Genomic DNA, 12,937 nt, shown 5'->3' on the forward strand with positions numbered 1-12,937 from the left:
CGCACATGGCCGGACATACGTAGGGGCTCTTCGTCGGCGTACACATGCGTACGTCGACGAAGAGCCCCTACGGAGAACTCTGGAAGCGAAGTGGCGTCAGACCTGCTTCTCCTGCTTGCGGGGCTTGTCACCGACCATGACGAGGCCCGCGATCACCAGGAACAGCACGATGGGCGCCACGACATAGAGGCCGAGCGTCTCGACCACGCTCAGGCCTGGACCCGGGTCGTCGCCGTCGTCGCGCGTGAGCGCGAGCGCGGGGGACGACATGAGCAGCATCATCAGCGTCGTACCGGAAGCCAGGGCGCCGGCGCGCAGGGCGTTCTTCTTGTCCACGGTGCCAACGTAGCGAACTGCTAAACGGGCCGCGCGCCCGGGGGTGCCGTACGGGGTCGTTCGCGCGAGCGGAACACGTCCATGAACGCGTGTACGCGCGGTGACGCGGCCAGTTCCTCCAAGGTGACGGGGCGGCCTTCGGCGTCGGCGATCGGCAGCCGCCAGTTGGGGTACTGGTCCCAGGTGCCGGGGAGGTTCTGCGGGCGTCGGTCGCCGACCGCGTCAGGCAGCCATACGCCGACCATGCGGGCCGGGGTGGCGAGCAGGAAGCGGTGGACGGCGCGGATCTCCTCCTGCTCGTGTCCGCCGCCGCCCGGCAGCATCCCGAGGCGGGAGAGCAGCGCGAGCCACTCCGACACGTCGGCCGTCGCCTCCGCCTGCTCGACGGCCGCGGGGCGGGTCAGCAGGCCGAGGCGGTCGCGGAGTTGGACGTGCTCGCCGGTGATGCGGGCCGCGGTGGACGGCAGGTCGTGGGTGGTGGCGGTGGCCAGGCAGTCCGCGCGCCACCGCTCGGGCGGCAGCGGCCGCCCCGTGCCTGCCCAGTCCCGCTCGAACCAGAGCACGGAGGTGCCCAGCACGCCGTGCTCCTGCAGGGTCTCGCGGACGCCGGGCTCCACGGTGCCGAGGTCCTCGCCGATGACGAGGGCGCCCGCGCGGTGCGCCTCCAGGGTGAGGACGGCGAGCATCGCCTCGGCGTCGTACTGGACATACGTTCCCTCGGTGGGCGCGCGGCCCTCCGGTACCCACCAGAGCCGGAAGAGCCCCATCACGTGGTCGATGCGGATCGCGCCCGCGTGCCGGAGCAGTCCGCGCAGGAGGGCGCGGTAGGGGGCGTACCCGGACTCGGCGAGGCGGTCGGGGCGCCAGGGCGGCAGGCCCCAGTCCTGGCCTCGCGCGTTGAACGCGTCCGGCGGGGCGCCCGCCGACATGCCCGCGGCGAAGTGCCGCTGCTGCGCCCAGGCGTCGGCCCCGCCCGGATGCACACCGACCGCGAGGTCGTGCACGAGGCCGATCCCCATGCCCGCGTCACGCGCGGAGCGCTGTGCGGCGCCGAGCTGGGCGTCGGTGAGCCAGGCGAGACGGCAGTGGAAGTCCACGCGGTCCATCAACTCGCCGCGCGCGCGGGCGGTCTGGGGCGACGCGGGGTCGCGCAGGGGCTCCGGCCAGGCATGCCAGTCGGATCCGTACCGCTCGGCGATGGCGTACCAAGTGGCGTGGTCCTCCAGGGCTTCGCCGTGCTCGGCGAGGAAGTCGTTGTAGGCGGCGCGCCGTCCGGGGCCGAGGGGGACCTCGCGGATCAGCTCCAGGGCCTTGAGCTTGAGCGTCCAGACCGCGTCACGGTCGATCAACTGGCCCTGCTGGAGGACGGATTCGCGCAGCGTGGCGGCCCGGCGGGTGAGATGCGCGGCCAGGTCGCGGGCCTCGCCGTCCAGGTGGGCGTACTCGGGGACGTCCTCGACCCGGAGGTGGACGGGGTCGGGGAAGCGGCGCGAGGAAGGGCGGTACGGGGAAGGGTCGGATGCCCCGTCCGAAGGCTTCGGCACCGCCGCGTGCAAGGGGTTGACCTGCACGAATCCCGCGCCCAGGGCCCGCCCGGACCAGGCGGCGAGCTCGGCGAGGTCCCCGAGGTCGCCCATGCCCCAGGAGCGGCTCGAGAGGAGGGAGTAGAGCTGGACGAGCACTCCGTACGCGTTCTCGCGCGGGGGCGGCAGGCGGTGCGGGGCGACGATGAGGTGGACGGTGGCTGTTGCGTCGTCCGGGGTCTTGGCCCTGAGTCTGTGGACGCCCAGGGGCAGGGCCGGCGCTCCCCGCGGCTCGGCTCTTTCGCCGCTTCGCGGAGATGTCTTCGGCCCGCCCAGCGGCGACGTCTCCCGCCCGCCCAGTCGATCCCCCGGCGGTGCGATATCCGAGGGGCCCGCGTCCAGGGAACCCGCGTCAGCGAAATCCGCGCCAGGTCGATCCGGGGCCGACGCGTCCGCCTCCGGGATCTCCCACTCCAGCCGCTCCCCGCACTCCGTCTCCACGCACACCCTCGTGCCCGGCGGCAGTCCGGCCCAGGGCGGGGCAGCGCGGGCGCCTCCCTGCCACGCCACCAGCGTCGGCGGCAGCAGCCGGGTGGCCAGCTCCGTCTCGCGGGCCGTGAGGGCGCGCCGCACCGCCTCGGGGGTGCTCGCGTCCACGTCGAGGGCGGCCAGGGCCGCGACGACCGCGGCGTCGGTGGCCGGAACCGTGCGGTCCGGGGACGGGGAGTAAGAGGTCGCCACGCCGTGCAGGGCGGCAAGGCGGGAAAGTCCGGTGGGGCCGGTGGGGCCGGTGGTGGCTCCGGTCGCTCCGGGTGGGGCCATCTAGACCCCCATGTAGGCCAGGCCCGACGCGGTGCCGGTGGAGGTGGGCTCGCTGGTCAGCGGAGCGGCGTCGGCGAGCGGAGGCTCGCTGGTCAGGGGCGCGGCGTCGGCCAGCGGGGGCTCGCTGGTCAGGGGCGGCTCGAGGCAGCCGCAGGAGCAGGATCCGTCGAGTCCCGAGTCGGGACCGGACACCTGTTTGGAGAGAGCGGAGAGGAGGAGGTTCGCGGAAGCGGGCACGTAAGGCTCCATTGTCAGGGGGCAGGTCTTCGGCAGGCCTACCCAGTGCGCGGGATCGCAGACATATCCGTTGTATGAACGTGCGCGCACTCACATTCGTTTCCCTGAGTGGGGGTCCGGACGCAAGATCTTCCTTCTCCCCGCTTCCGTCCCTGCCCCGATCCGGGGCGGTCATTCCAAGCCCCGCCCAATGTCACAGGGAAGAAAACCCCCACAACACCCACGCCCGTTGACACCCCCGCCACGCGAGTGGTGGGCTCAGTGACACCCTGAGACAACTGACGCACCAATCGTGATCACCAGGACGAGGGACAACGAGGAGAGTGCCGTGCAACTGCGGCGCAGGAAGGGCGCGGTGGCCATCGCCGTCGCCGTCATCGCAGGCGCCCTCACCGGCGCCCCCGGCGCCGTCGCCGCCCCCGGTCTCCCAGGAAAGCCCGGCACCCCCGCCACGTCCCCGGACGACGACCGGGAGAGCGACGGCACCCTCCCCCCGGTCTGGCCCCGCCCCCAGTCGATGACCTCGGCGGGGACCACGGTCACCGTCACCGACGAGGTCGTCCTGGCCACCGGCAAGGACCCGGACCCGTACGCCGTGGACGCCCTGCACGCCCTGCTTCGCGACGCGGGCGCCCGCAGGATCACCGAGGTGAAGGAGGGCGAACAGCTGCCCGCGGGCGGCGGGAACCTCCTCGTCCGAGCCGAGGGCGCAGGTGCCGACCAGGCCCTGCGCACCCTCGGTGCGCGTGCCAGGGGCGACCTGCCCTCCGGCGGCTACCGCCTGGCGGTGGGCCGGATCGGCGGCCGGGACACCATCGCTCTCGCGGGCGTGGGCAAGGACGGCCTCTTCCACGGCGTACAGACCCTGCGCCAGCTGGTCGCCGAGAACACCGGCAACGCGCGCGGCAGCGTCCCCGGGGTCCAGATCCGCGACTGGCCCGGCACCGCGGTCCGCGGCATGACCGAGGGCTTCTACGGCACCCCGTGGACCCGCGAACAGCGGCTTGACCAGCTGGACTTCATGGGCCGTACGAAGCAGAACCGCTACCTCTACGCCCCCGGCGACGACCTCTACCGCCAGGCGCGCTGGCGCGAGCCCTACCCCGCCGGTCAGCGCGCCGACTTCCGCGCCCTGGCCGAGCGTGCCGAGCGGAACCACGTGACGCTCGCCTGGGCCGTCGCCCCCGGCCAGGCCATGTGCATGTCGTCCGACAAGGACGTCAAGGCCCTGAACCGCAAGATCGACGCGATGTGGGCCCTGGGCGTACGCGCGTTCCAGCTGCAGTTCCAGGACGTCAGCTACAGCGAGTGGCACTGCGACGCGGACGCCGAAGCCTTCGGCTCGGGGCCCGATGCCGCCGCGAAGGCGCAGGCCCGCGTCGCCAACGCCGTCTCCGCGCACCTGGCCGAGCGCCACCCCGGCGCGCAGCCGCTCTCGCTGATGCCCACGGAGTACTTCCAGGACGGCTCCACCGAGTACCGCGACGCCATCGCGGATCTCCTCGACAGCGGTGTCGAGGTGGCGTGGACCGGCGTCGGCGTGGTCCCCAAGACCATCACCGGGCGTGAACTCGCGGGCGTCCGCAAGGCGTTCGGCGCGCATCCGCTCGTGACGATGGACAACTACCCCGTCAACGACTTCGCGCAGGACCGCATTTTCCTCGGCCCCTACACCGGCCGTGAGCCCGCCGTGGCCACCGGCTCGGCGGCGCTGCTCGGCAACGCGATGGAGCAGCCGTCGGCGTCCCGCATCCCCCTCTTCACGGCCGCCGACTACGCCTGGAACCCCCGCGCCTACCGCCCGCACGAGTCCTGGCTCGCCGCCATCGACGACCTCTCGGGCGGCGACGCGCCGGCGCGGGGCGCCCTGCGGGCCCTGGCGGGCAATGACGCCTCGTCCGTGCTCGGCGCCGACGAATCGGCGTATCTGCGCCCGCTCATGGACGACTTCTGGCGGGCCCGCATGACGACGGACACCGCCCGTATCGAGAAGTCCGGACAGGCCCTGCGGGACGCCTTCACCGTCATGAAGGAGGCGCCGGGGCGGCTCGCCGACACCGAGCTCAGCACGGAAGTGCGGCCCTGGGTCGAGCAGTTGGCGCGCTACGGGGAAGCCGGCGAGACGTCGGTCGACATGCTGCGCGCGCAGTCCACCGGGGACGGAGCGGCAGCCTGGCGCGCCTCGCGCACCCTGGCCGGGCTCCAGAAGGACCTGAAGGCGGCACGGGTGACCGTCGGCAAGGGCGTCCTGACGCCCTTCCTCACCCGGGCGCAGAAGGCGTACGGGACGTGGGCGGGGCTCGACAGCGAGGAGGCGTCGGACCGCGCCACGGTCCGCGTCCCCCGCGCCCGCCCCCTCACGGCGGTGACGGCGCTGACCGACCCCGGCACCAAGGGCAGCATCGAGGCCCACGTCCCGGGCGAGGGCTGGCGTCGCATCGGCGCCCTGTCCGAGACGGGCTTCACCGAGGCCGAGCCCGCCAAGCCCGCCAAGCCGAAGGACACCGACCCCAAGGACACCGACCCCAAGGACACCGCCCCTCGCGCCGACGCCGTCCGCGTCACGGTCACCGAGGGCACGGTCCGCCACGTGGTGCCCTGGTACGCCGACACCCCCTCCGCCCGCTTCTCCCTGGCCCGCACGGAGGCCGACGTGGAGATCGGCGGCGGCCCGCAGCGCGTCACGGCGAAGCTGCTGTCCCTGCGCCCCGGCGACGTACGCGGCAAGGTCACGGCGAAGGCGCCCAAGGGCATCGAGGTACGCACCCCGGAGAAGTCCACGCTGCCGCGCGGCACGCAGGTGGACGTCCCCGTGGACGTCACCGTCCCCGCGGGCACGCGCGCGGGGACGTACGAGATCCCTGTCACTTTCGACGGTCAGACCAGGAAGGTCGAGGTCCGCGCCTACCCGCGCACCGACGGACCCGACCTGGCACGCGGCGCGAAGGCATCGTCGTCGGGCGACGAGACGAAGGACTTCCCGGCCTCCGGCGCCAATGACGGCGACCCCGGCACCCGCTGGTCGTCGCCGGTCGAGGACGGCGCCTGGTGGCAGATGGAGCTGAAGGAGCCGGTCAGGCTCGGCCAGGTCGTCCTGCGCTGGCAGGACGCGTACGCGGCGGGTTACCGCGTCCAGACGTCCGCCGACGGCAGGACCTGGCGCACGGCGGCGACGGTGAAGGACGGCAAGGGCGGGCGCGAGGCGGTCCGCATGGACGCCCGTGACACTCGTTACATCCGCGTGCAGGGCGACGAGCGAGCCACCCGCTTCGGCTACTCGCTCTGGTCCGTGGAGGCGTACGCGGTGGCCGCGACCGCCGACGAGTGACGGCAGTCACGGCCACATACGGCCGTACGTACAACAGAGCCCGGATCGATTCCTAGGCAGAAATGCCATCGATCCGGGCCATCGCGTCGTCCGCGCCGAACGGCTGCAAGTACGGCAGCCAGCGCGGATCCCTATGCCCGGTCCCGATGATGCGCCACGCGAGCCCCGAGGGCGGCGCGGGCTTGTGACGCAGGCGCCACCCCAGCTCCAGGAGATGACGGTCCGCCTTGACGTGGTTGCAGCGGCGGCATGACGCCACCACGTTCTCCCAGGCGTGCGGGCCGCCACGGCTCTTCGGAATGACGTGGTCGACGCTGGTTGCGACGCCACCGCAGTACATGCACCGACCGCCGTCGCGGGCGAAGAGCGCCCGCCTGGTCAGAGGAACGGGCCCCCTGTAAGGGACCCGGACGAACCGCTTGAGGCGGACCACGCTGGGTGCGGGGACAGTGCGCGTTGCGCTGTGCATGAAGGCGCCGGATTCCTCGAGGCAGAGAGCCTTGTTCTCCAGTACGAGGACGAGCGCGCGGCGGAGCGGTACGACGCCTAGAGGCTCGTACGACGCATTGAGGACCAGGACGTGCGGCACGGATGCCTCCTTGTACGCCGGCGGCGCGTGGCTCGCGCCGGGACGATCTGTAGCCAGTCTCCCCTCATGCCTGGTCCAAGCGCCACCATGTGCCGGTAACGGGCTCGGAGTGTTTTCGACCACACATGCGCGACACCCTCATCTTCCCCAAGTGAGCACTGTCTCTCCCTCGAACATCACAACGATCCACACACAATGCCCCGTTAGTGTGGTGACTCTGCCCGGTGCATCTCCTGGGCAGGCCGCTATGCCTGGAGGTACCTGCCGTGTTCCTGTCCGTCCTGTCAGCAGCCGGAACGGACCCGGACGACAAGTCGACGCCGAAGCCCCCGACCCTGGAAGACGCCCAGGAGCACGCGACGAACGCCGCGAGCTGGGTCGAGCAGAACTGGTCGGCATGGCTGGGCATCGGGCTCCGCATCCTGCTGATCGTCGCCGTGGCCGTCGTCCTGCGCGTGGTCGTCCGACGCTCGATCACCAAGCTCATAGAACGCATGAACCGCACGGCCCAGTCCGCGAACGGAACGGCGCTCGGCGGCCTCCTGGTGAACGTGGAGCGCCGCCGTCAGCGCTCGCAGGCCATCGGTTCGGTGCTGCGCTCGGTGGCGTCGTTCCTGATCCTGGGCACGGCCGCGCTGATGATCCTGGGCACGTTCCAGATCAACCTCGCTCCACTGCTCGCCTCGGCGGGTGTGGCAGGCGTGGCGATCGGCTTCGGCGCCCGCAACCTGGTCACGGACTTCCTCTCCGGCGTCTTCATGATCCTCGAGGACCAGTACGGCGTGGGCGACTCGATCGACGCGGGCGTGGCGTCGGGCGAGGTGATCGAGGTCGGCCTGCGCGTGACGAAGCTGCGCGGCGACAACGGCGAGATCTGGTACGTCCGCAACGGCGAGGTCAAGCGCATCGGCAACCTCAGCCAGGGCTGGTCCACGGCGGGCGTCGACGTGACGGTCCGCCCGGACGAGGACCTGGAGAAGGTCCAGGCGAAGCTGCTCGAGGTCGGCGAGACCATGGCGAAGGACGAGCCGTGGAACGAGCGCCTCTGGGGCCCGGTCGAGGTCCTCGGCCTGGACAGCGTGCTCCTCGACCAGATGGTCGTACGGGTATCGGCCAAGACGATGCCGGGCAACGCCCTGGGCGTGGAGCGGGAGCTGCGCTGGCGCATCAAGCGGGCGTTCGACGAGGCGGGCATCCGCATCGTGGGCGGCCTCCCGCTCCAGGCGACGGAAGAGGCAGCCGCCGACCCGTCGGCAGGCGTAGCGGCCCCATCGGCGTACGCCTCCGCGACGTCCCCGCAGTCCATCGCGGCCTCCCCGATAGCGCCGCCGCCGAACCTGGCGAAGTAGTGGTCCGTAGGTGAGTGGGGGGCGCCGGATGGTTCCGGGCGCCCCCCACTCACGTATCCAAGCGGCAGCTTCGACCCGCAGGGCAACTGCACCCCGTGCAACACCAAACCCCCGCAGGTAACGACTTGGTTGCCGCGGGGGCGTCGTCTATTGACGCCTCATTCACGCCAGCCGTACGGTCCTCACGAATTGGAAAGTTTCCTAACAGTTGCTGGACGGGCGGTGTCTTCATGGCAGCAGGCAGCACTCCGGGGCCCCTGGGAACCCCGGGAACTCCAGGGACCCCGGGCACGCCCAGCGTCCTGCGCGCCATGAACGACAGGGCAGTGCTCGACCTGCTCGTCGCGCACGGTCCGCTCACCCGCACCCGCATCGGCGAGCTGACCGGGCTCTCCAAGCCCACCACCTCGCAGCTGCTCGGCCGCCTGGAGGCCGCCGGCCTGGTGCACACCACCGGCAGCCTCAGCGGCCGGCCGGGGCCCAACGCCCTGCTGTACGAGATCGACCCCGGCGCCGGACATGTCGCCGCGCTGTCCGCCGACCCCACCGGGATCACGGCGCTCGTCGCCGACATCACCGGTGCCGTCCTCGGGCAGGCCCGCGTCGAGGCGGACGCCGTGGCCGAGGACGTCCGGCACCGCACCGCACAACTGGTGGCGGAGGCCGTCGACGGGGCGCTGCGTCAGGCGGGCCTCGGCCACGACGACCTGCGGGCGGCGGTGATCGGCACCCCCGGCGCCATCGACCCCCGGACGGGTGAGCTGCGGTACGCCCCGCACCTGCCGGGCTGGCACTCGCGGACGCTGCGCGACGACCTCGCCGCCGTCCTCGGCACCCCCGTCGACATCGAGAACGACGTGAACCTGGCCGCCGTCGCCGAGCAGTACGAGGGCGCCGCCCAGGACAACGACAACTACGTGCTCACCTGGCTCGACGACGGCGTCGGCGCCGCCATCGTGCTCGGCGGCACCCTGCTGCGCGGCGCGACCGGCGGTGCCGGTGAGATCGGGTACATGCCGCTGCCCGGCGCCCCGTTGGCGCACGGCGGCCCCGAGGCGACGCGCGGCCCGGACGGGGGCGGCGGCTTCCAGAGCCTGGTGTCCGCGCCCGTGGTCCGTGAACTCGCGGGCAGCGGCGCCACGTTGGCCCAGGCACTCGGCGACGACACGATCGTCGCCGAGGTCGCACGCCGCCTCGCCACCGGCATCGCCGCGGTCGTCGCCGTCGTCGACCCCGAACTCGTCGTGCTCTCCGGCTCGGTGGCCCAGGCGGGCGGCGACAAGCTGCGCGTCAGGGTCGAGGAGGAGCTGACGGGCCTCGCACTGCCTCGCCCGCAGATCCGCATCAGCGAACTCGACGGCGACCCGATCCTCACCGGCGCCCTCCGCTCGGCCCTCACCCAGGCCCGCGACCAGGTCTTCGACACGGCCTGAGCCGTCGGCACGGCCGGACCAGCCCCCTCCCCCCGGCCCCCGGCCCCTCGACCCCCTCAACTCCCCTCCCCCGTAAAGGAAGTCCGCCATGCCGCGATGGCGCATGCCCACCTGCGCGTCCGCGGCGCTCGCCGCAGCCGGCCTCTTGCTCTCCGGCTGCGCCAACCCGAGCGTCGGCAGCGCGAACGACGACCCGAACGAGCCGGTCACCCTGAAGTTCTGGCACGGCTGGTCGACGCCCGGCGAGGTCAAGGCCGTCGACGACAGCATCGACCGCTTCGAGAAGCTGCACCCGAACATCAAGGTGAAGGCCACCGGGAACGTCTCCGACGCGACCGTCAACCAGGCCCTGCGGGCGGGCGGCGACAAGGCCCCGGACGTGGTGTCGTCCTTCACCACCAACAACGTGGGCCAGTACTGCGACTCCGGGATGTGGGCGGACCTCGATCCGTTCATGAAGAAGACCGGCCTCGACAAGCACAAGGTCTTCCCCAAGACCCTGCTGGACTACACGCGTTACCGCGGCAACCAGTGCGCCCTTCCCCTCCTCGCCGACGCCTTCGGGATGTATTACAACAAGGACGCCTACAAGAAGGCGGGCATCGAGCACCCGCCCCGCACGATGTCCGAGTTCGCGGAAGTCTCCAAGAAGCTCACCATCCGCAGCGGCAAGAACTCGTACAAGCAGGTCGGGTACATGCCCAACTTCCGCTTCTACCAGAACAGTCCGGACCGGCTCTTCGCGCAGTGGGGCCCGAAGTACTTCGACGCCGAGGGCGATTCACGCCTCGCCGATGACCCCTCCACGTACAAGTTCTTCAAGACCGCACGTCAACTCGCCGCCGCACAGGGCGGTTTCCATGACCTGGAACGGTTCCGGCTGACCTTCGGCGACGAGATGTCCAGCCAGAACGCCTTCCTGACCGGCAAGGTCGCCATGCACCTGGACGGCGAGTGGCGCGGCCTGATGCTGGACGAGGCGAAGGCGAAGTTCGACTGGGGCGTGGCCCCGCTGCCCGTGCCCGACGACCAGGCCGACACCTACGGGCGCGGCTTCATCACCGGCACCGTCGCCGGGATCGCGCACAGCAGCAAGCACCAGAACGCCGCGTGGGAGCTGGTGCGGTTCCTGACCGCCGACACCAAGCAGGTCGTGAACTTCGCGAACGCCATCCACAACGTGCCCTCCACCTTCGCGGCGCTCAAGTCGCCCGACCTGGACGCCGATCCGACCTTCCGGACCTTCTTCGACATCCTGCAGAACAAGCACAGCAAGGCCCTGCCGCCCTCCGTCAACGGCGGCGCCTATGTCGTCTCGCTGCAGGACTTCGCGTACGCCGTCGAGGCCGGTCACGTGGGTGATCTGCGCGGGCGCCTGAAGAAGCTCGACGAGCAGATCGACGCCGACACCCTCCAGTCGAAGAGCTGAAAGCCGAAGAGCTGAAGAGCTGAGGACCCCCGCATGGCAATGACCCTCTCCAACCCCGCGCGCCGCAGACTGCGCACGCTCGGATTCCTCTCCCCCTGGCTGGTCGGCTTCAGCGTCTTCTTCGCGTACCCGCTGATCGCCACCGTCTACTTCTCGTTCATGCACTACAACCAGATCAAGGAGCCCACCTTCGTGGGCCTGCGGAACTGGAAGTACGTGTTCGAGCAGATGCCGCTGTTCGGCCCCGCCCTGTGGAACACCCTCTGGCTGGTCGTGGTCATGGTGGCCGTGCGGGTGGTCTTCGGGCTCTCGCTCGGGCTGCTCATCACGAAGATCAAGACGGGCGCCGGCTTCTTCCGTACCGCGTTCTACATCCCGTACCTCGCCCCGCCGGTGGCCGCCACCGTCGCCTTCGTCTTCCTGCTCAACCCGGGCACGGGCCCGGTGAACGAGATCCTCGGCTCGATCGGGATCTCCGGGCCCAACTGGTTCAACGACCCGGACACCGCCAAGCCCTCGCTCGTGCTGCTCTCCCTGTGGGGCATCGGCGACCTGATGGTGATCTTCATGGCGTCGCTGCTCGATGTGCCCAAGGAGCAGTACGAGGCCGCGGACCTGGACGGCGCGGGGGCGTGGGCCAAGTTCCGCTACGTGACCTGGCCCGCGATCACGCCGATCGTGATGTTCGCGGTGGTCACGGGCGTCGTGCAGACCATGCAGTACTACACGCAGGCCCTGGTCGCGGGGAAGGTCGCGTCCGGCGTCAACATCGGCCCCGGCTCGGTGATCCAGCCCGGCTACCCGGACCACTCGACCCTCACGGTCCCCCAGCTCGTCTACTCGATGGGCTTCCAGAACTTCAACACCGGTGCCGCGTGCGTGCTCTCGCTCGTGCTCTTCGCCATCGCCATGGCCGTCACGCTGCTCCTGATGCGCAAGCGCTCCGGACTGCTCGCGGCGGAGGACTGAGGATTCCGATGACTACCACGACTCTCGGCGCGCCCACTTCCGCGCCCGAACGCACCGCCCCGCTCCGGGGGCCCGCCGCCGCCCGCGCCCGCCGCAAGCGGATCCTGCACTGGATCGCCGTACACAGCGTGGCGATAGCCGTCGCGCTGCTCTTCGTCCTGCCGTTCGTCTTCGTCTTCCTGACGTCCGTGATGAGCGACTCGCAGGCCATGAGCGGCGACCTGTGGCCCGACTCCTGGCACTGGGAGAACTACAAGGCGGTGTTCGAGACGCCGGGCTTCATGGACTGGTGGCGCAACTCGCTCCTGTACGCGGGCCTGGGCACCCTGTTCACCGTCTGCTCGGCGATCCCCGTCGCGTACGCGCTCGCCAAGTTCCGCTTCCGTGGCCGACGCACCGCGATGCTCCTGGTCATCTCGACGATGATGCTGCCGCCGCAGGTCATCGTGATCCCGATGTACCTGGTGTGGGCGCAGCAGTTCCACCTGTCGGGCACGCTGTGGCCGCTGATCATCCCGATGGCGTTCGGCGACGCGTACTCGATCTTCCTGCTGCGGCAGTTCCTCCTGACGATCCCCAAGGAGTACATCGAGTCGGCGAAGGTCGACGGCTGCGGCGAGTTCCGCACCATGATCAAGATCGTCGTGCCGATGGCCAAGCCCGGCATCTCCGCCATCGCGCTCTTCCAGTTCTTCTACTGCTGGAACGACTACTTCGGACCGCAGATCTACGCGGCCCAGAACCCCGGTGCCTGGACACTGAGTTACGGACTCGAATCCTTCAAGAGCGCCCACGCCGTCAACTGGAACATGACGATGGCGGCGACGCTGCTCGTCATGGCGCCCGTCATCCTCGTTTTCTTCTTCGCACAAAAGGCCTTCGTCGAAGGCGTCACCCTCACCGGAGTAAAGGGCTGAGAACC

At 70.8% G+C, this 12,937-nt stretch carries 10 protein-coding genes; 6 read left to right on the forward strand and 4 right to left on the reverse strand.

Annotated features, from left to right (window positions below; genetic code table 11):
• Positions 1-96: 96 nt before the first annotated feature.
• The 3 genes from AC5P1C_RS23660 to AC5P1C_RS23670 are packed head-to-tail and all read right to left on the reverse strand — an operon-like array spanning position 97 to position 2,918.
• Complete coding sequence (locus AC5P1C_RS23660; protein WP_493867908.1) at positions 97-336, reverse strand: hypothetical protein; 240 nt, start codon at positions 334-336, stop codon at positions 97-99.
• A gap of 20 nt (positions 337-356) precedes the next feature.
• On the reverse strand, positions 357-2,681 hold the full coding sequence (gene malQ, locus AC5P1C_RS23665; protein ID WP_493867909.1) for a 4-alpha-glucanotransferase: 2,325 nt from the start codon (positions 2,679-2,681) through the stop codon (positions 357-359).
• The gene (locus tag AC5P1C_RS23670) at positions 2,682-2,918 is read right to left on the reverse strand and encodes a hypothetical protein (RefSeq protein ID WP_160505071.1); all 237 of its coding nucleotides are present in this window, start codon (positions 2,916-2,918) and stop codon (positions 2,682-2,684) included.
• 328 nt (positions 2,919-3,246) lie between these two features.
• Between AC5P1C_RS23670 and AC5P1C_RS23675 the strand changes: the two genes are divergently transcribed.
• Complete coding sequence (locus AC5P1C_RS23675) at positions 3,247-6,246, forward strand: beta-N-acetylglucosaminidase domain-containing protein (RefSeq protein ID WP_493867959.1); 3,000 nt, start codon at positions 3,247-3,249, stop codon at positions 6,244-6,246.
• Between the two features lie 52 nt (positions 6,247-6,298).
• On the opposite strand, the gene AC5P1C_RS23680 is transcribed toward AC5P1C_RS23675, so the two are convergent.
• Positions 6,299-6,835, reverse strand: coding sequence for an HNH endonuclease (locus AC5P1C_RS23680; RefSeq protein ID WP_135331961.1), 537 nt, complete (start codon positions 6,833-6,835; stop codon positions 6,299-6,301).
• A gap of 266 nt (positions 6,836-7,101) precedes the next feature.
• Between AC5P1C_RS23680 and AC5P1C_RS23685 the strand changes: the two genes are divergently transcribed.
• From AC5P1C_RS23685 to AC5P1C_RS23705, 5 genes are all read left to right on the forward strand, one after another.
• Positions 7,102-8,184 carry a mechanosensitive ion channel family protein gene (locus AC5P1C_RS23685; protein ID WP_493867910.1) on the forward strand — a complete coding sequence of 361 codons (1,083 nt, stop codon included), beginning with the start codon at positions 7,102-7,104 and terminating at the stop codon, positions 8,182-8,184.
• Between the two features lie 311 nt (positions 8,185-8,495).
• A complete protein-coding gene (locus AC5P1C_RS23690; protein ID WP_493867911.1) occupies positions 8,496-9,617 on the forward strand; it encodes an ROK family transcriptional regulator in 1,122 nt (373 codons plus the stop codon).
• A gap of 88 nt (positions 9,618-9,705) precedes the next feature.
• Positions 9,706-11,046 carry an ABC transporter substrate-binding protein gene (locus AC5P1C_RS23695; RefSeq protein ID WP_493867912.1) on the forward strand — a complete coding sequence of 447 codons (1,341 nt, stop codon included), beginning with the start codon at positions 9,706-9,708 and terminating at the stop codon, positions 11,044-11,046.
• Positions 11,047-11,079: 33 nt separating this feature from the next.
• The gene (locus tag AC5P1C_RS23700) at positions 11,080-12,015 is read left to right on the forward strand and encodes a carbohydrate ABC transporter permease (protein ID WP_493867913.1); all 936 of its coding nucleotides are present in this window, start codon (positions 11,080-11,082) and stop codon (positions 12,013-12,015) included.
• A gap of 8 nt (positions 12,016-12,023) precedes the next feature.
• On the forward strand, positions 12,024-12,932 hold the full coding sequence (locus AC5P1C_RS23705) for a carbohydrate ABC transporter permease (protein ID WP_493867914.1): 909 nt from the start codon (positions 12,024-12,026) through the stop codon (positions 12,930-12,932).
• Positions 12,933-12,937 lie beyond the last annotated feature (5 nt).

The sequence above is a fragment of the Streptomyces sp. A18 genome (assembly GCF_059026065.1).

Excerpts from the sequence above, each read along its gene's own strand:
- AC5P1C_RS23695 (WP_493867912.1), top strand. The coding sequence starts at position 9,706 with ATGCCGCGATGGCGCATGCCCACCTGCGCGTCCGCGGCGCTCGCCGCA.
- AC5P1C_RS23690 (WP_493867911.1), top strand. The coding sequence starts at position 8,496 with ATGAACGACAGGGCAGTGCTCGACCTGCTCGTCGCGCACGGTCCGCTC.
- malQ (WP_493867909.1), bottom strand. The coding sequence starts at position 2,681 with ATGGCCCCACCCGGAGCGACCGGAGCCACCACCGGCCCCACCGGCCCC.
- AC5P1C_RS23700 (WP_493867913.1), top strand. The coding sequence starts at position 11,080 with ATGGCAATGACCCTCTCCAACCCCGCGCGCCGCAGACTGCGCACGCTC.
- AC5P1C_RS23705 (WP_493867914.1), top strand. The coding sequence starts at position 12,024 with ATGACTACCACGACTCTCGGCGCGCCCACTTCCGCGCCCGAACGCACC.